Source organism: Pseudomonas sp. SA195, assembly GCF_054131565.1.
The window spans coordinates 656874-678065 of the sequence record NZ_CP096392.1 but is presented as its reverse complement, the minus strand read 5'-3'; the positions used below and the strand labels follow the sequence as shown (position 1 = coordinate 678065).

The following is a 21192-nucleotide window of genomic DNA, read 5'->3' as shown; positions in this document are numbered from 1 at the left end:
GCACACTCTGGGCCGGTTGCTGCCCTTGGCGACAGCAACCAGTCAAAGGCGGATGGCTACTGTAGCGGTCGCTCAAGGAAGGAATGCCGCTGGCGTTACACCGTTCCCAGCGCGCGCCTGATGAAGCTCAGGTCGACAGCTCCCATAATTTCCCAGGCCCGCTCGCTCTGCCGAAGATAATCTGCCATCTCATCCACCCCAGCTCCCTCTGGGAAGTCTAGAAGCTCAGACATACGGTGCAGCGTCTGAATGGGGATGCCTATTTCCTCCAGCGCATTCACTCCTGAAGGGAGATGGAGGTTTTCAAAGGTCATTCTGACATGACTATAGTCAATTTTGGTGCGAACGCCCTTCTTGATAGCGTGCAAGCGAACTACGTCTTCCAACAGCCCCAATACCTTAGGGATGGTATAGCCGAAGGTGTTGCTCACAAGCTTCAGATCATTGTTGAGCGTCGCGGAAAAGTTCACCTCTTCACCGTCCTTAATCCGCTGCTTGGTGTAATCAATCTGATCTTTCAAATAAGCCGAGTAACTCTCTGCTTTCTGATAGCTTGTCAGCTTGGCCAGAATTTTATCTGGGTATTTGGTCTGCAGTCCATTAGCAGTGAATGCCTTGGGCACTAGCTTGCTGCTGATACTGGCCAGCGTTTTCAAAAAACCAGGTGCTGGTGACCAGTGGAAAACAAGCGACTCAAACTCGTTCTCAGTGAGCATCTCGACCATGCTGTACAACTGCTCGAACTGCTCCATCCGAAAGTATGAGTGCTTCTTGACCAAGTCTAGAGTAAACCGATCTCGGGAAAACGCAGTTTCGAACCTGCCCTGTGAATACTCAGTCAAGTGATCAGGCTGGGCACTCGCGAGCAAGTTCAGGGGGGTATCTGCATCCTGTATTCCCAGGGGCACATCGACCTCCTGATTCAGGCTGTCTTGAGGCACGTCTTCCAGACAAAACACCTTGCCTACGAAATGGACTCCCATTCGGCCCGCACGGCCTTTGATATTGCCATGAGTGAACTTGTCGATTGCACGTGTTCCATTTCGGTTGTCGTAGATAACGACATTTCTGGCAATCGTGTTCACTCCCTCAATGATGGTGGATGTGCACAGTAAAAAGCGCAGGTCGCCGGCATTGAAGCGGTCAGCAGTGTACTGCTGGAGAGCACGAGGCAGGCCACCGAAATGCAGGCCAATCCCGTTTCTGAGGGCATAGGTATAGTCCCATTCGGGGTCAAATTCCTCGGCAACCCAGTCAATATGCTCACTCTGAAATGGCTGGCCATACCCAAGCCGAACGAGCTCGCGGGCAACCTTCCCAGCTGTTTTGGATGACCTGCAGTAGATGATCGTGGCTCCTTTGCACCGGGGCGCAATAGTCGCCAGCATTTTCAGCTTGCCCTCATCGTCATCGGGACTTACACCGAACGTCTGTACATCGACGGCCACGGTGTTGAAATCTGCGGAGATGAACGTGTGGTCGTGGCCTAGCTCTGTCAAGCCCCGAATACTGTTTACGAAGGGCCCGGTGAGGTAGAACTGTTTAGACACCTTCAGCAGCTTGCTAAGAGCGATATTCAATTCAATGACCCGCTCGTCCGTGAAGTCCGTGCGGCCACTTTTGAGCTGTTGAAAAGCCAGTTTGTAAAACTCGTCGATGACAAAAAGATCGATGGCCTTGATGTCCTCTCGCTCGTTGACACGCTCTTGGGTCAAGACGTACACGACCCACTCACTACGGCACTGTTGCGAGCTGTGGTGGATAATCTGATAGACCTCACCAAAGCGTTCTTGAAGACGCCTGCGCGTCTCGTCAGCTAACGCAACGGTAGGTACCACTAGAACGACACGTTTGAGGCGCCCGAGCCCAAGCAGCGAGTCGACGATAGCGCTCTTACCCATGCTCGTTGGAGCACTGAGCACGACGTTGCGGCCATCCTTGAGTAAGTCGAAAATTCGAAACTGCATCGAGTGGAAGACGTAGTCTTCAGAGAACGGCGTTCGGTACACATCCAGAGCGATCCGATCTCCATGAGAAAGGTCAGAAAACTCTTTTTTCAGGTAAGGAAACAGACCAGCTTTCCTGACCATGTTGCGCAAAATTGCAGCATGGTCGGTGAATTTTTCACGGGCATCGAGCGCTCTTATCGCCAAGTCTCTGCCGAGCGAGGTGGAGACTGGGTTAGACAATAGGGAGTTAACCGTAGACAGGTACCGGAACGCTGAGAAGCCATCCCCATCCAAGCTCTGTTTGGCTACATCGTAAACGTCTTTCATACGGCCTTCCTGACCTGCTCGTCCAGCAAATTGGTCAACGTATCCAAACTTGGCGCGGGGTAGATGAACACATCGATAGTGAGTTTTGCGAACGCCGGGTTGTGTTTAAGATCGTCAGCAAACGCTTCAAACAGAGCTGCCGTTTCTTGCTCCAAATGATCTTCGTGCCCAGGAGTTTCGGGTTCGGTCAGCAGCGAAGAGTCGTATCCGACGAACACCACAAATCTGAATCGATCCAGGTGTGCATCGAACGAGTGGCTCTCGTCGAGGATGACGTCGATGTCATGCCGCAGCAGGTAGCTATCATCCTTGATATCGAGAATCTTGCCCCGAGCGTTACTGAAACAACCGCTAATCTCCTCATAGAGTTCCTCGCGGATCTCAGTCAGGCGGGTGGTTATATTGGCGGCAGTCACGAGCTCACTGAAGCCAACCCACAGCTGATCGCCCTCCGGGTCTCGCCGAACAATATGGACGTTTTCAAGGATCTTTGCTTCGTCTTGCCCTTCGAGATAGAGCAAGCACGGAATGGGCTGACTCGCATGCATCTGCCGTATCGTGGCATGAAGAAGCACTCGCCCCAGGAATGAACGAACGTCTGCCAGGGAGGCGAACACAGTGCTCCTCAAACGTTGGCTCTGCTCGACAAGCGACAACTTATTGATGTCTGCGAGCTCATTAGGACGAAGGAACACCTCATCCAGCCATTTGCACACGTTGTCGACGATGTGTTTGTAGCGGTAGCGCGTAAGGCTGTACTGCTGGTGCAGGACAAGACCATTGCGCTTGGCGCACGAAGTGGCCAGCGGATTGCGAAAAGGAACCAGGATGTGAGGTAGCTGGCGTTTGATGTAGACCTTACGACCCGCCCGCTTCTGATCCTCTTCGACCAGCCCTCGGAACCACTTATTCAAATCTGAGCGAAGGTACGATTTGCTGTCGACGGAGTGGATTCTGCGCGACAAAGCTCCTTTGCGGGTAACCGTGTCCAGAATGTCTCGCCAGATATCCTCTGCCGAGGCCTCGCTGCTCAATATCACCCCATGAAGGTCATCCGCCGCTCTTCGAATATTGCTAATGCCTAGCAATTCGATCTCGCGCATGGTTCGGAATACTTCCCAGAACGCAGCGTCTACCCAACTCGCTACACTGACGCCACTGGGTGCAACATAGTTATTGGTCTTTTCGTTCAAATAGTCGATAAGATCTTCACGCCCTGTCTTTCCGGCACGCTCATCAAGGTTGATGTGCAGGTACTCAAGTGTGACGTTGACCGGATGTTCCGTGACGATCCTGAATCGCCTAGGCACGGTAAGTAAGGGTTCGCTCTGCATGGACTTATGCATGATCGAGCTGCCTGGAATTTTCTTTTTGTCGGCGCCTCTGCTGAGGACTAAAAGATCGCTTCTTGCCCAGTGAGCCTTCGTGGTGGTTTTAACCTGGACGAATTCGACGTAGTCATCACAAACGACATCAATGTCGTCTGTGACTTCACATCGAACACGTTGGATTTTTTTGTCACGCAGCATCTGAGTGACGTAATAGGCGGCGACACAATCCTGGTAAATGAAGCCGTGCTTGGCAGCGACTCCGCCAGAGTCATTAGGTTCCATCTCGACATCCATGGCAGCTTTGGCCACGGAATTTATGGCAAACGCCTCTCTGCGTCCAGATAGACCTGGCACATTGCCCAATCCAAGGATACTCAATCCAGACTGTAAAGGCTTCCTCCTAATACTACCTGCTAGATTTAGCCATGGTGATTAAAACCAAATTGCTTAGTGTCAGCATTTGCGATTGATGCATATTCGGCAGCAACGACGCGTTCAGCGTTCTAGTCCAGGTGTTGATATTGCCGTCAGGTTGCACCGCTGCAGCGCATGTACTGTCGCTAGCGTTGCCTCCACTTCCTGATTCTCGACCATCGCCTATGCACCACTTCACATTGGTTTAGCCGGAACGGCGAGCCATACGCTACCGTAAGGGCAATTTTGGGAAAGCGCTCGATAAAGTATTTAACGATGCGCGGATCCGCTCGGGATTTGCGCGCTATGCGTTCAAAAGCTCAGCGCGTTGCGCTTATGCCAATTGAGAATGGTGAAGCTACTATCAACCGGCGGGCGACCTCTTCTGGCCGGAAACTTCTATTTCGGGGCGGTCTTTGATGAATTTTAGCTCCCGCCGCCACGACTGTGCGTGGTTGAGGTCGGCACGTTAAAGGTTCCCTTTCCATCTGAAGCCTTGCGAAATGGCGGCGCAATCGATCTGGCAAGTAGTCAATCTAGGCTGAGGAGCGGCCGATCCTTTGGCAAGCAAAAACACAATCAATATAAATCGCGAACCTGCGGCATTCCCTACTTGCATCGATCTCCATACTACTTAGACCGAGGACGCAGGAACGCCATGTCAATAATTGCAGAATACAAGGCCCTTCAAGCTCAAATCGCTGAGCAGCAAAAACGCCTCGAAGCGCTCAAGGGCGACGAAAAACTGAAGCGGGAAATTGAGTTTGAAACCAAGCTTCGAAATCTTCTTGCTGACTACGGCTACTCTCTACGTAACGTAATCGCCCTACTCGATCCTAATGCCAGCAAAGGTGCTGCGGCACCCGTGAAAGGCCCACGTCGTGAGCGCATGCTGAAACGCTACAAAAACCCGGATACTGGCGAGGTTGTCGAGACTAAGGGAGGCAACCACAAGGTGCTGAAGGCTTGGAAAGAGCAATACGGTTCCGAGAAAGTCGAAAGCTGGCTGCAATAACTGCCCAGGTTACGTGGGAGGGTCGCCTTAGCGGCCCTTTTCTTTCTACGTGTTGAAAAAAGACATTCGCACAAACACTGAAACGATCAAATACTGCGCGGACGCGGCGCGCATCATATTGGCGTTTGCCAGCAAGCACCCCGGACATGACTGACTGGGTAGCGACCTCTGGTAGATCTCCCTGACCCAGGCCATGCTCCCTCATCAGGTAACGCAGCACTTCTGCCCCGCTCATTTCCGGCAATGGCCGATGGATCCTGGTCGTAGGCCTCAATCATGTCCCCGACGCGTGATGCAAGGTCAGCCAAGAGCTGATCTTCATCGTCGCCTCCAATCCCAGCAACTTATCCAAGCCCTGGATCAGAGCATCATATTCGTCTTCGCTCGTTGGCTGGCTTAGCTATGGAGCCACGTAGCGCCAGTGCTCGCAGGCCTGCTTGATCAGTTCAGACATGGCTAAGATCCCAGCATTTCCATCTGACAATACAGCGCAAACGATAGCTAGCGAGATAGCACAACTCAGCGGATGGTATCGCGTATCATGCTGCCAGCACCCTAAGGAGCCTGCAGTGTAGCGACGCTATGGACACCATCGTCATTCGGTATTTTGAGCGAACCAAAGACCTTGAGTCTGGCTCAGTTACGCAAGCTCTCATCGGAACAGAGACGTTCAACTCTATTTCCGAGGCGCTGCTGCCCAGCAAAGGCGAACATAGCGTTTACCTTATTAAGAAGTTTTCCAACGACTCTCACTACCGATGGTTCGTGGAAGACGTTGCGTTAGCGTCAGAGAGGGACGCTACCCCGGCGATCTATACCGTCGTACTCAGCAAGCCTTTCAGCTCCGGCATACGCGAAGAGTACCTTCGCCATACCTTGGCAAAAACAGGCCAGAGCCTGGAGCGAGTCATCCGCATGGGCACCCTAGTCGACGTTGATTACGGCTTCATCCAAAACGTAGCACGTGAGGATGGTGAGATGAGGACTAACAAACGCTACTGCGATACTCTCCAAAAAGGCGAGATGCACAAGCGCCGGCTCGCGGTGGTGATCAGCGCAAAGCGTGGAAAGGTACAGGTTGTGCCAGTGACGTCGCAGGCACCTAACGGCGATCGAACGTGCTTTCAGCTTTCTCGGCAAACGCTGGAAAAGCTGGCGGCTTGGGGAACCAGCGGCAAGGAGAGCTGGGTTCTGACTGGCATGATTGAATCCATTTCTCCCTGCAGGATACTTCCGCCAATCACCTTCTTCCAGCGTGGCAATGAGCGCCCTCGCCGAGGGCGTGATCCCAAGTATCAAACCTGGCTGACTAATGCAGAAATCGGAGAAATGAAGACGTGCCTGGCCCATAGCGTTGGGCTTAGCGACTACCAACAGACGAAAGATCGTGCAGCAGATCTAACAAAAGAGCTTGCTGCCGCAGCTGCTGCTAATAACGAGCTCGTAGCCGAGCTAGCTAGGCTGGGGGCAGTCCTAGCGACTACTGAAGCAAGCCTAGCCGCTGCCAAGGCGGACAATAGGGAGCTAGAGCTGGTGAAGGAAGTAGCAGTAGGCTGGGGAAAAGGCTTAGGAGATGGCGTCTTGGAAACAGAGGTATCAGCGTTACGCGACCTGTACCAGGAAATGGATTCACTCCCTGCAGCAGCAAATGACGCGCAAGCTTAGTGCCCACGCATAGCGGACGCACTGCGCCCAGCGTAGCGTCCGCTATTGACAAACCCACCATTTTTGCAGTAGCATCTGTATCACTGGTGGGGAATGCTGGAGCAGTACCGGAGCCTCACGACGGCCTTAGGGCACTTACTGCAGAAGAAAACTCAAGGAACCGCCTACATGGCGGTTTTTTGTTGCCCAGAATTTAGTCTACCCCATTTCGCCCTGCCGGTTGGTAGCTCCGTGCCCTGAGGATCCCATGCCTCAGCCGCTCAAAGCGGGCCCTGAGCAGACCACTCCTAGCTGTAGGCTAAGCACCTTCTTCACCATGTCCTGGTTGTAAGCAGTACCGCCGGTTCCCCACAAATAGGGCACCGCCTAGACGCTGCCAGGATCGTTGCGCTCACGATGCCTGAGGACGGCAGGATCGATGTTCGGATAGTTCGGCAGCAGCGAGCGATCCAGCGGGGCGAACGCTCCTGCTGTGATCAGGCGCGCAAGGTAGTAATTACTCGGCCCAACCACGTCATACCCGGAGCTCCAATCAGCAACTTGGCGTCCAGCATCTCGTTGGTATCGAAAAGGTGGTACACCGAGTGAATACCGGTCGCTCTCTGGAAAATCCAGCCAGCGTCGTCTCGCCGATGTAGTCCGTCCAGTTCCAGTCATAGATGGCATGTAGCGGTCGGCAGGGCTTCAGGGGGTTCGTCCATTCCAGCAACTACCCCCTTACAACGACTCAAGCTCTCGATGTGCGATCGCGAAGAGACAGCGCTCCGCCCACATTGCATGGGCGGAGCTCAGCGGATCAGCCGATAGTCATCAGGTTCGCATTGCCACCTGCAGCAGCGGTGTTGACGCTCAAGGCATGCTCAATCAACAGTCGTTCCAGCGGAATGTCAGTGTCACCGATCCCCACCCCCTGAACGCCAACAATTGGCCCCTTACGCGCGGCGGCGAGGCGCGCAATGTTCGCCCGCTGTTCACAATCGCCATGATGCAGAATTGCATCAATCGGAACGTCGGCCTTCGTCCAGTCAGCCACTTCAATCACCCGACGCATGACCGCATCTGGCAGATCAGCAATGAGTGACGCCTGCTGCTTTGGCACAACGGCCTTGCTACCCACCGCAAGCGTTGCTGCGAGCTCTACGAGCAAATCGGATTTTCCCTTCGCTAGGCATAGGACAAACTCGCGGGGCTTGAGCGTATAGGTGTTTCGCTCTCCTGTCGGCCCAACCAGGCAATGAGTGCGGTAGCTAGGTGACCGGCTTACGAATCCTTCAAGCGCTTGGGCGACAGCTTGATCATTTGTATTCGCCCACTGACGCAGAGCGTCAATCGCCAAGATCTCCTCGGCAGGACGCTCGACTGCCACACACTCGCCTCCCGCCAAGCGATCAACCACTGCATCCTGTGGTCGGCTAGATAGCAGCCTGTACATGTACAGCGGGCCGCCTGCTTTGGGGCCAGTACCTGACAGCCCCTCACCCCCGAATGGCTGTACGCCAACAACCGCGCCTACAATGTTGCGGTTGACGTACATGTTGCCGACATTTGCAGAATCGACGACCTGGTCGACCGTCTCATCGATACGCGTGTGAACGCCAAGCGTGAGGCCATAGCCGGACGCGTTTATCTGATCCAACAGGCCGCTCAAGTTTGAGCGCTTGAAGCGAACCAAGTGCAGAACCGGCCCAAAAACCTCTTTCTTCAGCTCATCGAAGCTATCGAGTTCGATAATCGTCGGTACAACGAACGTACCTTTGTCGATATCGCTCGCTTGGAAACGTGCAGCCTGGAAGACGTTACGACCTCGTTGACGCATCTCATTGATGTGCTGTTCGATGATCCCCTTGGCTTCGCTGTCGATGACCGGGCCGATGTCAGTCGCTAGGTGCTCTGGCGAGCCGAGACGGTACTCCGCCATCGCCCCCTTGAGCATCTGAATCAGGCGGTCAGCTGCATCTTCCTGAACACAGAGCACGCGCAATGCGGAGCATCGCTGGCCCGCACTATCGAACGCTGAGCTAATGACGTCCAATACCACCTGCTCAACCAGAGCGGAGGAATCGACAATCATCGCATTCATACCGCCTGTCTCAGCGATGAGCGGAACGATACCTCCACGGGAATCGAGGCGCCCGGCGATAGTTCGCTGGAGGATGCCTGCCACCTCAGTGGATCCGGTGAACATAACACCGCTCACGCGAGAATCGCCTACCAGGGCCGCACCGACAGTTTCACCCCTGCCAGGGAGCAACTGCAGAACCCCTTGCGGGACTCCCGCTTCCACGAGAATTCGAACTCCCTGCGCAGCGATTAGCGGCGTCTGCTCGGCAGGCTTGGCGAGTACGGTGTTCCCTGCGGCCAACGCGGCAGCGATCTGGCCGGTGAAAATGGCTAGAGGAAAGTTCCATGGGCTGATGCATACCACTGTGCCCAAAGGGTTATGGCTATCGTTTTTGAACGTACGGGCCTGGTTAGCGTAATAGCGTAGGAAATCCACCGCCTCACGCACCTCGGCAATTGCATTGGCGAAGGTTTTGCCGGACTCACGGGCCAACAGCCCCATCAATGGCTGCAGCTCGCCTTCCATGATATCGGCGGCACGCTCCAGAATTAGTGCGCGCTCAACCGCAGGTGTGGCCTGCCAACCCGATACGTTTGACTGGGCAACATCTAGCGCCCGGCTAACGTCTGGGATGCTGGCCTCGATTACCTGTCCAACCACATCGCGATGATTAGCAGGATTGGTGACAGATATAACTGTCGACCCCTCCGGCTCATGACCTCCGATGACAGGCTTGGCTACGTAGTCCCGGTGGGCGCTGGTCAATAGTGCCGAGGACAGTGACGCCAGGCGTTGCTCGTTCGACAAATCCAGGCCGCTGGAATTGACACGTGCGGCACCGTACAAATCGCGAGGTAGAGGGATGCGGGGGTGCGGATTTCCAAGCGCCCCTTCCTGCGCAGCAAGCTTCTCAACCTGGCGCACCGGATCTTCGACGAGATCATTCAGCGAGATGGTCTGGTCAGCGATACGATTAACAAACGAGGTGTTGGCACCGTTTTCCAGCAGGCGGCGTACTAGATAAGCCAGCAGCGTCTCGTGGCTGCCTACCGGCGCATAAATGCGGCATGGCCGGTTGAACTTGCCGTCAGCAATCTTGCCAACTACCTGCTCGTACAGTGGCTCACCCATACCATGCAGGCACTGGAATTCATACTGACCCGGGTAATAATTCTGCCCAGCGATCTGGTAGATCGCCGACAGCGAATGGGCGTTGTGAGTCGCGAACTGAGGATAAATATGCTGAGGCGCTGCAAGCAGTTTGCGTGCGCAGGCGATGTATGAGAGATCCGTATACGGCTTGCGGGTGTAGACCGGATAGCCTTCCAGCCCGTTGATCTGAGCAACCTTGATCTCGCTGTCCCAGTAGGCGCCTTTCACCAGACGGATCATAAGACGATGCCGGCTGCGCTTGGCCAGATCGATCACGTAGTCGATCACATACGGGCAGCGCTTCTGATAAGCCTGGATCACGAAACCGATCCCGTTCCAGCCGGTCAGCGACGGATCGAAGCAGAGGCGCTCAAGCAGGTCGAGCGAGATCTCCAAACGATCAGCTTCTTCGGCGTCAATGTTGATGCCGATGTCATATTTTTTTGCGAGCTGGGTCAGCCCCAAAAGCGTAGGGAACAGCTCATCCATCACGCGATCGTACTGCGCCCTGCTGTAACGTGGGTGCAGCGCGGAGAGCTTGATCGATATCCCAGGGCCTTCGTAGATACCCTGTCCTTGCGATGCCTTGCCAATGGAGTGGATTGCTTGTTCGTAGGAGGCCAGGTAGCGGCGGGCATCCTCGTCGGTCAACGCCGCCTCGCCGAGCATGTCGTATGAATAGCGGAACCCCTGGTTCTGCATCTTCACCGAGTTGGCCAGAGCCTTGCCGATCGTTTCGCCGGTCACGAATTGCTCGCCCATCAGGCGCATCGCCATGTCGACTGCTTTTCGGATGAGCGGCTCGCCACTCTTGCCGATCACCCGGTTGAGGGCGGAAGACATTCCGGCCTCATTGTGAGTGCTTACTAGCTTGCCCGTGATGAGTAGGCCCCACGACGCGGCATTGACGAACATCGAGGGACTTTGGCCCAAGTGCTGGCCCCATTTCCCGTGACTGATTTTGTCGCGAATCAAGGCGTCCCGGGTGGCTTTGTCGGGAATGCGCAGCAGAGCTTCGGCGAGGCACATCAGCGCAACGCCTTCCAAGGACGAGAGGGAGAATTCTTGGAGCAGCCCCTGTACAAGACCCTGGCGACCGCCAGCGCTTTTCTGATTACGAAGCTTCTCAGCAATACCCAGCGCCATCTTATTGGCCGCGCTTGCCTGCTCATCGTCGAGACGGGCCATCTCCAGAAGCATCGGAACAGCTTCACTTTCAGGGCGGCGGTAGGCGGCAGTAATGGCAGCACGCATGACAGTCTGAGGAAGAATACTCTCGGCGAACTCCAGGAAGACGTGCTCGGCGCCATGAGGAATTGCTTCGAGGATCTCCTGCTCGTTTAATGTCCGCTCTTCGGAAAGATTGACCAAATGGCCAACAGCGGCACCTTGCTCAGTTCGTTCGATGAAACCCACCACGAGCTGCTTGATGACCCACTGAGGCGTGCGCTCAATGGCCTGTGCAGCCGTTCTGAGCCGATCGCAAAAATCAGAATCTAAGTTAACCGCGACGGTTGTTGTTGTTTTCATAGCTGATCACCTAAGCCCTAGCGGACACTGAAAGTTACGGTTACTGCCGGGTGATTTCGGGCGGAGACTTCGCAGCTGATGATGCGCATGGCACCCCAGCCCGCGCCCAATCGTGACCCTGAACCTCGATAAACAGGACATCGACCGCCTCCAGAGGGCAGCCAAGGATGTCTACTGCCAGCTCGGTTACTCTCTTCGCATATTGGGCCTTTTGCTCAGGCGAGCGGCCTGGCAGCAGCTCTACACGTACGATCGGCATGTTCTTTTACCCCGAGTGATACGCTCCAACTGCGTTGACTAGAGCGCGCTGAACGACAACCAATCAGCAGGCTGATATCTGCACGCGTAATGCTCAGTGACGTGCAGACACCAAAAGGTTAGCCATTGGTTCGCTTTAAAACCAAATCGACCATAAACGGCCGTCTTTATGAGCTGAAAGCAAAGCCATTCTGGTCTTTTTTAAACCAGCTACTGGTTATTCTATGCCCACTTTCGCAGATTCGTAAACCATTTTCCGCTGACATTTCGTTTTTGGTAATCTCAAATGACCATTTTCTCCATTAACCGCAACAGCGCTTTTTTCAACGAGGCACCCGGATAGTTCAGCCTCTATCTTGTTCAAGTGGTAAGATCATGACCATTAATGGATAAGCGGCGATCTGGCTGCCTCCTCTCTCACTCTCCTAGCGCGAGAAGCTTCGTATGAATTCTGAATTTCGCCCAAAACAGATATATGAGCAGGTGGCTGACCAGATCAGGGCGGGAATCGAAGGCGGCCTGTACGCCGAGGGCTCACGCCTACCTTCTGAAAGGGATTTGGCGCAGCGACTAAGGGTTAGCAGACCCGCTGTGCGCGAGGCGATCGGCGCTTTGCAGAACGAGGGGATGGTGGTCACACGCCACGGCTCGGGCACCTACGTCGCCGATACCGTAATTCGAGCGCAGCGGGGCTCCGAACTTGCTACGAACGAGTTGCTGGCCGAGGCGGATTTCAGCCCCGTCAGCACCCTGGAAGTGCGAAAGCTAATCGAGCCTGCCATCGCTCGGCTAGCAGCACGCCGTGCGCAACGAGATGAACTGGCTGAGCGATATCTGGAAAGCATGGCGAGCATCAAGGACATCACAGACCCTGCGCAGCAAGCGTTGTGGAGCGAGTGTGATCGCTTATTCCATCGCCAACTCGCTGCCATGTCTGGCGACATCCTCATTTCAAAGATCGCCGAAGAGGTGAACAAGACCATGACCCAACCGCTATGGAATCGTCTGAGAGATGACGGGATCTACGATCCTGAACGCATACAGCTCTATGCAGCGGAGCATCGGTTGATTTACGAGGCAATCATTACCGGTGATGAAGACGCTGCGGCGTTCTATGTCGAAGGCCACCTCAAGCGCGTGCATCGCGATATTACAGCTTCCGAATAATATCCCTCCCGAGCTAACCGCTGCACATCACCCAACCAACCGCACTAGTCGCCAGCACGCTGCAGGCGCAGATCACCTTGATCATCCAGGCCGAAGGTGCGCGACGGTCAGTATGTTGAAGCTCGAGCATGCGCCTTCGACCAATCAGCAGCACCCCAACAGCGGCCGACGTCAATGCAGCAGCTGCAATGATCGACAGCGGCCTTTCGCTAAGGAAAGCCTCCCTGATCTGAAACAGTGCGCACGCCCCCATGGCCAAGGCAGTCCTGTTCCAGGCCAGGCTCGTACGCTCAGGTTGCAGTCCGGGGTCTCTTGCCAGTGACATCACTGAACCCCGAGAATCACCGCGACGATCATCGCCAGCGCGGTCGCTGATCCCGCCATGAAGGGAAGCAAGATCGAGCGAGGCAACGCTCTTGCATGACGCATGGCGATCTCGTTCGCTCGCCACTTTCGATAGGCGCCCCAAGAAAGAATTGCCGATATCGCGACTAGTGAGATGCTCAGCGTTAGCAATGCCCGAGGAGGCTGCAACTCGGTCGAGAACTGGTGCAAAAGCATGGCCCCCGCCAACATCGCGAGCGCCGTCCGAATCCAGGCTAAGAACGTGCGCTCGTTAGCCAATGAGAAGCGGTAGTCCGGCTCAGCACCATCCTGCTGCCAGTTCTCCCGGGGCCCGCCCTTCACTTCCATACGTCCACTACACTGCTGATCACGCTGCCATCGGGTTGCTCGCCCAGCTCAGGAATCGTGATGTTCAAACCGCCGCCAGAGCCAGCTTCGGCATACCCATCTTTTATTGAACCAGCATCGCCCACGTACAACGCCTTCAGGTAATCATGGAAGCAATGAAACTCAGCAGACACAACGTTTGATCTAGCCGCAGAAAAGTGAAGCGTTGCGGCTTGGGCCACGACAGTCGAGAAGCACTGAGGAGTAGTTTGAATTCCGCCCGAAAGCGCCCACTCATCCAGCCGCAAGGCGCCGGTGAAGCCTCTTACCAGCGGAATACAGAATTGTAGATGGGAGACAGCCTTGCGGCGGATCAGCCGATTGAATACGTCGAAGCTGTGCTCCGCCTCCGACGCGATGACGGGAAAGCTGCCTTGATTCAGCTGGCACATACCCTCCATGTCTGACGGCGGTAAAGGTGACTGGACGGCTTTGACGTCAAAGCCTTTGATCGCCTGCCAGAAGCTCTTCGCAGACTCCACGGACAGCTGATTTACGGCGTCGACCCAAATCGTGGCATCCGGGCCAAGCCCAGCTCGAACTGAGCCAATGCGCTTGAGATCTTCCTCCAAGCTGACGCCGCAGACCTTCATCTTCATCGCCTTAAAACCTTCACGGCGATACGAGCGAGCTTCATCTCGCAGGTCATCCAGGGAGTAGTCGTCTCGGTAAAGGCCAGCGCTCGCGTATACGGGCGCTTTCGATACTGAACCCCCCAGAAGCTGCCACACGGGCTTTGCGAGGTGATGCCCACAGGCATCCCACAAAGCGATGTCAGCGGCGCTCCATGCCGCTGCGCGCTCTCTGGAGCCGAGGTCATTAGCCAGAGATGGAACAGCGCCCGCGATGTCCTCCTGATCATTGATCGAAATGCCGATCAAGGCCGGCGCGACGGTTTGGCAAAGCTCGCGCAGGACATCCTCCACGCCTCGATACCCTGACCACGCCTCACCGATTCCACGTACACCATTATCAAACTCGATCACAAGTAACGGGGCACGGCGCTCCGTCCAGCGAAAGGCAGGATTCCATGCCTTGCCGTCCAACCTGCGAGAAAAAGACAAAACGGACGCTCGTTGAATTTTCATGCAGTGGTACGACTCCGGTTGTCCGCTTTTCGCTGGCGGGCGATCGCGATTACACGCCGCAAGCGCCAATTCGGATTGGCGCCGTCAGGAGGTGTTCAGTTCTGGATCGGAGCGATCTTGAACTCTCGTGTCATGTCGTACATTGTTTCGGCACCCAGCCACTTATCGAAGATCTGCTGAGCCTCGCCCGAGGCCTCCATCTTCCGCAGCGCGTCGTTGACTGCAGCGAGCAAAGCACCCTCGCCTTTGCGCACCCCGAGACCCCACTTCTCGCTGCCAACCGCAGGTTCGAGAATCGTGTACTCAGAAGCAGAAGCACCAGTCTTGCTAATCAGGCGGCGAGCGACGATTTCCGCCACGCTGAATCCAACAACTTTGTTTTGAGCTAGGGCCGTGAAGGCGGTCGTGGTGTCTTCAAATCCAGTCAACTTGGCACCCTGCACTGCGCTGCGTACGAAGCCTTCAGTAATGCCTCCTTTGGTGAAGCTCACGCGCTTGCCTTCCAGATCGCTGGGCTGCGAGTAGCCGCGCGATGCTTTTACAATCAGCCTATGGGGGCTGATGAAATACTGATCCGAGAAATCGACCTGTTTAGCTCGCTGAGGTGAATAGCCAAGGCCTGCAGCCAGCAGATCCATACGCCCTTGCTGAAGTTCAGGGATGCGCGCCTCGATCGATACGGGTTTAATTTCGGCTTTAACTCCGAGCTGCCTGGCCACCGCGTGGCAGACGTCGACGTCGTAGCCAACTGTGGCGCGGCTTGCGATATCGGTATAACCGAAAGGCTCGAATGTTCCAAGGACACCGCATACGAGCGTGCCCTTAGATTTGATATCGGAAAGCTGATCTGCCCAAGCAGGACACGCCACTACGCTCAACGATACTAAGAGCGCACCTAAAGATTTAAACCTACTATACATAGCATGCTCCAGGTTAGTTATATAACTGCAGCGATCCGCTCGCACCTTACATGAAACCTTAGACTTAACACACGCAAACTAATCGTTCTGGCGCGAATCTGGCCAAGAAACGTATCGAGCTTTCCAGTTAAAATGGCCTGGCTATCGCGCCTGTTACACAAGAACTATGCGAAAGGCGCGTGCCAGACAATTAACAGTAACTCGTTAGTTCATCGCCTCAACTTTGAATGAGCGATTCATTTTGTAGAGCGTGTCACTGCCGAGCCACTTGTCGAAGATGGCTTGCATCTCACCTGAGGATTCAAGCTCACGCAGCGCAGTGTTTACAGCCTCCAGCATTGCCGGCTCATCCTTGCGAATACCCAGCCCCCATACTTCGCGACCAATCGCTGGCTGAAGTACAGTGTAGTTAGATGCATTGTCGCCGAGCCGGTTTACCAGCTTTTGCACCACCTCTTCAGAGGTGCTGTATCCCACGACCTTGTTCTGCAGGAGTGCGGTAAACCCGGTCGAAACGTCCTCAAAACCTACCGGCGTTGCGCTGGGCAGCATCTCGCGGATGTAGGCTTCACTGATGCTACCCTTAACGAAGCTGATGCGCTTGCCATCCAGATCACTGCTCTGCTTGAAGCCACGACTGGTTTTGACCGCCAACACGTTATTGCTCACGTAGTAGGCATCAGAGAACGCCACTTGTTGTGCTCGCTGCGGCGTATAAGCCAGACCGGCACTAAGCATATCCATATGCTTCTGCTGCAGCTCTGGGATACGTGCCTCAATGGACACAGGTTTGATCTCAGCCTCGACGCCTAGTTTTTTACTCACAGCTTTACAGACATCTACGTCGTAGCCGACCACCGAACGAGTTGCAATATCGGTGTAGCCGAACGGCTCAAATATATCCAAAACTCCACAGACGAGCTTTCCGCTCGCTTTTACATCGGCGAGTTGATCTGCCTGAGCCGAACCTGCACCCAACACGATGCAACTCGCCACAGCGGAAACCAAAAACAAGAGACGTGTTTTCATTTTTGTAACCCCAAGTTTACGTAGTGTTTTTTTGATTTAAGACGCAGCTAAAAACAGTGTTAGCGAACCAAGAACCCATTTTTATGTGGGTCGCGCTCATCGATGATCCAATTAGAGAACCCCACGATATAGGCGGTGCCGGAGACTTCTGGGATGACAGCCGGAATATCGCCGACCAGAGTTTCTTCGATAACTTTGGCGGTGAAAATTGAGCCGATCACGGATTCATTGACCAACACTTCACCCTTGCCGAGCTGTCCACGGAGGTAGAGCTGCGCCGCGCGTCCGCTAGTACCGGAGCCGGTCGGAGATCGGTCTACTTCGCGGTCAGCGAAGACGCAGCAATTGGCCTGGGTAGAGTCGGCGAAACGCGGCTCGCCGTCGATAATGGTGCCGTAGATGTGATTGATCTCCGGAATGTCCGGATGTACCACTGGGAATGCCTTATTGGCCGCCTGCTTTACCTCAGCACCGAATTTCTTAAGTTGCTCAACTGAGGATTCTCGGATTTCAAAGCCGTACGGCTTGCCGCTTGTGTAAAAGTAGAAAGCGCCGCCATAGGCGATGTCGCCGGTCACTTCGCCGAATGTTGGCGTAATGACAGTGACGTCTCGCTTGTAGAGGAAGGACGGTACGTTGATGAAGCGGACACCGTTGGCATGTTTGCCATCCCACTTCACAAACGCCTCAATGAATCCACATGGCGCATCGATGCCTACGCGGGTTTCAGGCTCGGTGCGCTTGACCCATCCGAGCTCCACCGCTGCCGTAGCCAGCGCGATGGTGCCGTGGCCACAGTGGTCGCTGTAGCCTTCGTTGTGCAGGAAGATGATGCCGAAATCTGCGGTTGGCGACACCGGCTCGGTGAGATAACCACCATACATGTCGGCATGCCCACGAGGCTCGAACATAAGCGCTTGCCTGATGTCATCCGCGTTATCCAAGAGCCAAGCGCGACGTTCAACGATGGTCTTGCCAGGCATGCGCGGAAGGCCTGAAGTCACAATACGGAACGGCTCTCCGCCAGCGTGAACTTCTACGGTGTTGATGGAGCGAGAGATTTGCATGAGGGTGCCTTTAGCGTTCGGTTGTAGTCACATTGCGTTTAACGCGGCAAGCGCTACGCGCGATGCCGCCAGATCCCATGCAGCGGTACCGACGCTCTTAAAAACAGCAGGTTTTGAAGTATCAATGCCATTCTTAAGCGCGTGAGCCAGCGACTTAACCTCTGCCCAATTCACGCCAGCACGCAGCAAATCGCCGGCCTCATGCTGCGCACCGTGGGGCTCGTCGGCGTAGATAACACTGGAATCCAGCGTTACTTTCCCTAGCTCCGCCATTTCCGGCTTGAACGCGCCGACCCCTATTACGAGACGACCAGGCTTGGCGAGCTCGTCGTAAACCGGCTCGGTACTGGTTGTCACTGTGATGACGACATCGACGTCGGGCACCCCGTCGCCCAGCGGTTCGAGGTGCGGGTGAATCGCGCTGTTGCGCTCGCAAAATTCGGTGGCCATCTGCAGACCAAGGCCACGTACGAAGATCTTCGCATTGGGATAGAGCGCGTTCACGGCCTGGACGTGATACCGCGACTGTGCTCCCGTGCCGAACAGCAAGATCTGCTGTGGCGCAGCTTTCAGGAAAGTGCGAATCGCCAACATCGTGACAGCGGCGGTGCGACGGCCAGTGACTTCGGGCCCATCGAGCAGACAGATGATCTTCCCGGTGACGGCATCACACACCGTCACAGTGCCGTTGATAGTGGGCAGTTGACGCTTCAAATTACCAGGCTGGACGTTAACCAGTTTGTGAATACCGATGTCCTTCGAAGCGGCCGGCATGCTAAGCAGAACGCCACCCTCACCGAGCGGGACTACCATTCGCTCAGGGCTCAGGATTCGTTCCTCGTCCAGTTCCATGGCCGCGCTCTCGATTGCGTCCACGATCTTGCTGAAATCCAGTAGCTCGGCTGTCCTAGCCTGATCGCAGACGATGATCTTATTGTCGGCGGTGGGTGCTTTACTCATTTGCTTGCTCCTCAGTTCAATGGCCGCAGATATCGGAAAGGAATTTTTGGGCACGTGGATGCTTGGGGGAGGTGAAGAATTCCTCGGGCGTAGCGATATCAAGCAGGCGCCCCTGATCCATGAACCAGACCACGTCCGATACTTCTCGCGCGAAGTTCATCTCATGCGTCACGCACACCATGGTCATGCCTTCAGCTGCAAGACCCTTCATTACTGAAAGCACCTCGCCGACCATTTCCGGGTCGAGAGCACTGGTCGGCTCGTCAAAAAGCATCACCGGGGGACGCATCGCGAGTGCGCGCGCGATTGCCACGCGCTGCTGCTGCCCACCCGATAGCTGATTGGGATAGGAGTCTGCCTTGTGGCTTAGGCCTACCTTTTCGAGCAGGCTTTTGGCTAGTTCGAGCGTTTCTACTTTCTTCGCCTTGGTGACCCATAGAGGGCCGCAAGTAACGTTTTCCAGCACGGACAAGTGTGGGAATAAGTTGAACTGCTGGAACACGAAACCGATGTGACTGCGCATTCTGTTGACGTCGACCTGAGTCCCATGGACGTCTTGGCCGTTGACCAAAATCCGTCCCGAACCAATCTCTTCCAAGCGATTCATCGTGCGGATAAGTGTCGATTTGCCTGAGCCAGACGGGCCACACAGAACGACCACCTCACCCTTCTTGACCTCAGCGTTGACGTCGGTTAGCACATGGTGGTCGCCGTACCATTTGTTAACGCCGTTTAGCGAAATAATCGAGTGAGGTTCTGGCGCTGCAGCGCTGTTTCTTATTTGGGCCATGATTAATTTCCTGCAGCCGGAGCGCTTAGCGCGCTTAAGGAGACTTGGGTGGTGGGTCGTTTGTTGCGGCGTTCAAGGCGAACTTCCAGCAGACGCGCCGCTTGGGTCAGAGCGAAGCAAATGATGAAGTAGGCCAGCGAGAGCACTAGGAATACGTTGAAGGGCTGAGTGATAACTGAGCTATTGACCTGATTGGCGGCGTAGGTAAGTTCGTTCACGCCGATGACATACCCAAGCGAGGTGTCTTTGATCGTCGTGACGAACTGCCCCACCATGCTTGGCAGCATGTTCGTGAGCGCCTGGGGAAGAATGATTTTCCAAGTGCGTGTCCAGTAACCCATACCGAGTGCAGCCGCCGCTTCAGCCTGACCTTTGGGCAGCGATTCGATACCCGCCCTGACAATTTCCGCCAGGTACACGGACTGGAACACCACGAGTGTGACTGCCATCGTCGTGAAACCTGCAACCGGGCGACCCAGGATGATGGGGACGATGAAGTAGGTACCGAAGATCAACATCACTAACGGAATGCTGCGCAACAGGTATCGAATCGCAGTAGCCGGGTACCGCACCCACTTGAACGGGCTCAGTTGGGCCAGAGCCAACAGGATGGATAAAGGGAACGCGAAACCGATTCCGATGATCGACAGCAGCACCGTTGCGGCGACGCCCCCTAGATGCCCGTTCGGGTAGGTTCCGACCAAGAAAAGCAGCCAGTAGTCATGAATGATGTCTAACATGATTAGCGCCCCTTTATGCGAAAACGCTTACCAAACCAAGCGCCAATGAGCAGCAAGCTGAGCGCCAATAAGACGTACAGCGCGGTGCTGATGCTGTAGGTTTCGAAAATGCGGAATGTTTTGCTGGCTATCTCTTTGGTCGCATAAGTCAGTTCCATGACACCGATGACCATCGCGAGGCTCGTGGTCTTCACTAGCATCACCGTGTTGCTCAGCAGCGGTGGAATGGACACTCGCAGTGCTTGCGGCAAGATCACCCGACGCATAGTGGCGGCGTAGCCGAGGCCGATGGCGCGCGCAGCCTCCTGCTGACCCGATGGAATACTGCGCAGCCCGCTTCGTATGTCCTCCGCGAAATAAGCTCCGTAGTAAAGGCCGACAGCAATGACCGCGAAAACGAATTCCCCGTGGTACTCGTTAACAAAATCCTGGAGGTTTACCGGCAGCAGACTGCTGACGCCGAAGTACCAAAGGAAGATGTGTACAAGCGGGGGAACGTTGCGTTGATACTCAACGAAGGCGAGGACAACGATCTCGACCGCTTTAATCTTGGTCATTCGAACCAGGGTTAAGAGCAACCCGACGGAAAAGGCCAAAACCCAACTGGCGATAGAAAGCGCCACAGTGATTAGCAAACCGTCCAAGAGCACTGGCCCATACTCAGCTAGGAACTGCATGCGAGACCCCCCATGCAGCTCGCCCCAAGCTGGACGCTGTTAGTGGGAATCTCAATGGACGACGGTGAATGAGCGCTCAAATAACGCCCCCGCTCTCTTGGATCGTGAACAACGCTCGTCATCAGGTTGAGCCACGCGAGGTACAGCTTCTTCTTCTTATTCATCTTTACTCTCCTGCCTGCCCTAAGGGCTTAACTGGTCTATCGCCTGAACCACTCACGGCTCATCGCTCTGCCCTCCTTAGCCACAACCGTGCCAGAACCCCACGAGTGGTTGGTAAGCGATCCAGTTAGTGGTCGATACTATGCCCAGCCAATGG

Annotated in this window: 17 protein-coding genes and 1 pseudogene; 3 read left to right on the top strand and 15 right to left on the bottom strand. The window is 55.1% G+C overall.

Features of this window, described 5'->3' with window-relative positions; genetic code table 11:
- Positions 1-95: 95 nt before the first annotated feature.
- Complete coding sequence (locus M1D78_RS03050; RefSeq protein ID WP_437422042.1) at positions 96-2276, bottom strand: DEAD/DEAH box helicase; 2181 nt, start codon at positions 2274-2276, stop codon at positions 96-98.
- A complete protein-coding gene (locus M1D78_RS03045; protein WP_437422043.1) occupies positions 2273-3889 on the bottom strand; it encodes a HamA C-terminal domain-containing protein in 1617 nt (538 codons plus the stop codon). Before M1D78_RS03045 ends, M1D78_RS03050 begins: the two co-directional genes overlap by 4 nt.
- A gap of 790 nt (positions 3890-4679) precedes the next feature.
- Between M1D78_RS03045 and M1D78_RS03040 the strand changes: the two genes are divergently transcribed.
- Complete coding sequence (locus M1D78_RS03040; protein WP_437422044.1) at positions 4680-5036, top strand: histone-like nucleoid-structuring protein, MvaT/MvaU family; 357 nt, start codon at positions 4680-4682, stop codon at positions 5034-5036.
- A 582-nt stretch (positions 5037-5618) separates the two neighbouring features.
- Positions 5619-6701 (top strand): hypothetical protein, encoded by a 1083-nt coding sequence (locus M1D78_RS03035; protein WP_437422045.1) that lies wholly within the window; start codon positions 5619-5621, stop codon positions 6699-6701.
- A gap of 294 nt (positions 6702-6995) precedes the next feature.
- On the opposite strand, the pseudogene M1D78_RS03030 reads toward M1D78_RS03035, so the two are convergent.
- The 3 genes and pseudogenes from M1D78_RS03030 to M1D78_RS03020 all read right to left on the bottom strand — a co-directional run.
- Positions 6996-7350 (bottom strand): annotated as a pseudogene (locus M1D78_RS03030) (polyamine ABC transporter substrate-binding protein); the annotation flags it as partial.
- 147 nt (positions 7351-7497) lie between these two features.
- Positions 7498-11445, bottom strand: coding sequence for a trifunctional transcriptional regulator/proline dehydrogenase/L-glutamate gamma-semialdehyde dehydrogenase (putA, locus tag M1D78_RS03025; RefSeq protein WP_437422046.1), 3948 nt, complete (start codon positions 11443-11445; stop codon positions 7498-7500).
- 40 nt (positions 11446-11485) lie between these two features.
- Positions 11486-11704: a tautomerase family protein gene (locus M1D78_RS03020; protein WP_437422047.1), complete on the bottom strand. Its 219-nt coding sequence runs from the start codon at positions 11702-11704 to the stop codon at positions 11486-11488.
- Positions 11705-12186: 482 nt separating this feature from the next.
- Here M1D78_RS03020 and M1D78_RS03015 point away from each other — a divergent pair, with 482 nt between their 5' ends.
- Entirely contained in the window at positions 12187-12870 is a 684-nt protein-coding gene (locus M1D78_RS03015) for a FadR/GntR family transcriptional regulator (RefSeq protein WP_437422048.1), read from the top strand.
- Between the two features lie 13 nt (positions 12871-12883).
- Here M1D78_RS03015 and M1D78_RS03010 read toward each other — a convergent pair whose 3' ends face one another.
- The 10 genes from M1D78_RS03010 to M1D78_RS02965 form a co-directional block, all read right to left on the bottom strand.
- Positions 12884-13123: a hypothetical protein gene (locus M1D78_RS03010; RefSeq protein ID WP_457933573.1), complete on the bottom strand. Its 240-nt coding sequence runs from the start codon at positions 13121-13123 to the stop codon at positions 12884-12886.
- A 71-nt stretch (positions 13124-13194) separates the two neighbouring features.
- The gene (locus tag M1D78_RS03005) at positions 13195-13563 is read right to left on the bottom strand and encodes a YidH family protein (protein ID WP_437422050.1); all 369 of its coding nucleotides are present in this window, start codon (positions 13561-13563) and stop codon (positions 13195-13197) included.
- Positions 13554-14690, bottom strand: coding sequence for a mandelate racemase/muconate lactonizing enzyme family protein (locus M1D78_RS03000; protein WP_437422051.1), 1137 nt, complete (start codon positions 14688-14690; stop codon positions 13554-13556). The genes M1D78_RS03005 and M1D78_RS03000 overlap by 10 nt, the downstream gene beginning before the upstream one ends.
- A gap of 95 nt (positions 14691-14785) precedes the next feature.
- Positions 14786-15610, bottom strand: coding sequence for an ABC transporter substrate-binding protein (locus tag M1D78_RS02995; protein ID WP_437422052.1), 825 nt, complete (start codon positions 15608-15610; stop codon positions 14786-14788).
- A 204-nt stretch (positions 15611-15814) separates the two neighbouring features.
- Positions 15815-16639 carry a transporter substrate-binding domain-containing protein gene (locus tag M1D78_RS02990; RefSeq protein ID WP_437422053.1) on the bottom strand — a complete coding sequence of 275 codons (825 nt, stop codon included), beginning with the start codon at positions 16637-16639 and terminating at the stop codon, positions 15815-15817.
- A gap of 59 nt (positions 16640-16698) precedes the next feature.
- Positions 16699-17706: a trans-3-hydroxy-L-proline dehydratase gene (lhpH, locus tag M1D78_RS02985; RefSeq protein ID WP_437422054.1), complete on the bottom strand. Its 1008-nt coding sequence runs from the start codon at positions 17704-17706 to the stop codon at positions 16699-16701.
- 27 nt (positions 17707-17733) lie between these two features.
- Entirely contained in the window at positions 17734-18666 is a 933-nt protein-coding gene (gene lhpI / locus M1D78_RS02980; protein WP_437422055.1) for a bifunctional Delta(1)-pyrroline-2-carboxylate/Delta(1)-piperideine-2-carboxylate reductase, read from the bottom strand.
- A 16-nt stretch (positions 18667-18682) separates the two neighbouring features.
- Complete coding sequence (locus M1D78_RS02975; RefSeq protein ID WP_437422501.1) at positions 18683-19411, bottom strand: amino acid ABC transporter ATP-binding protein; 729 nt, start codon at positions 19409-19411, stop codon at positions 18683-18685.
- A gap of 47 nt (positions 19412-19458) precedes the next feature.
- Complete coding sequence (locus tag M1D78_RS02970) at positions 19459-20196, bottom strand: amino acid ABC transporter permease (RefSeq protein WP_437422056.1); 738 nt, start codon at positions 20194-20196, stop codon at positions 19459-19461.
- A gap of 2 nt (positions 20197-20198) precedes the next feature.
- Positions 20199-20873 (bottom strand): amino acid ABC transporter permease, encoded by a 675-nt coding sequence (locus M1D78_RS02965; protein WP_437422057.1) that lies wholly within the window; start codon positions 20871-20873, stop codon positions 20199-20201.
- Positions 20874-21192 lie beyond the last annotated feature (319 nt).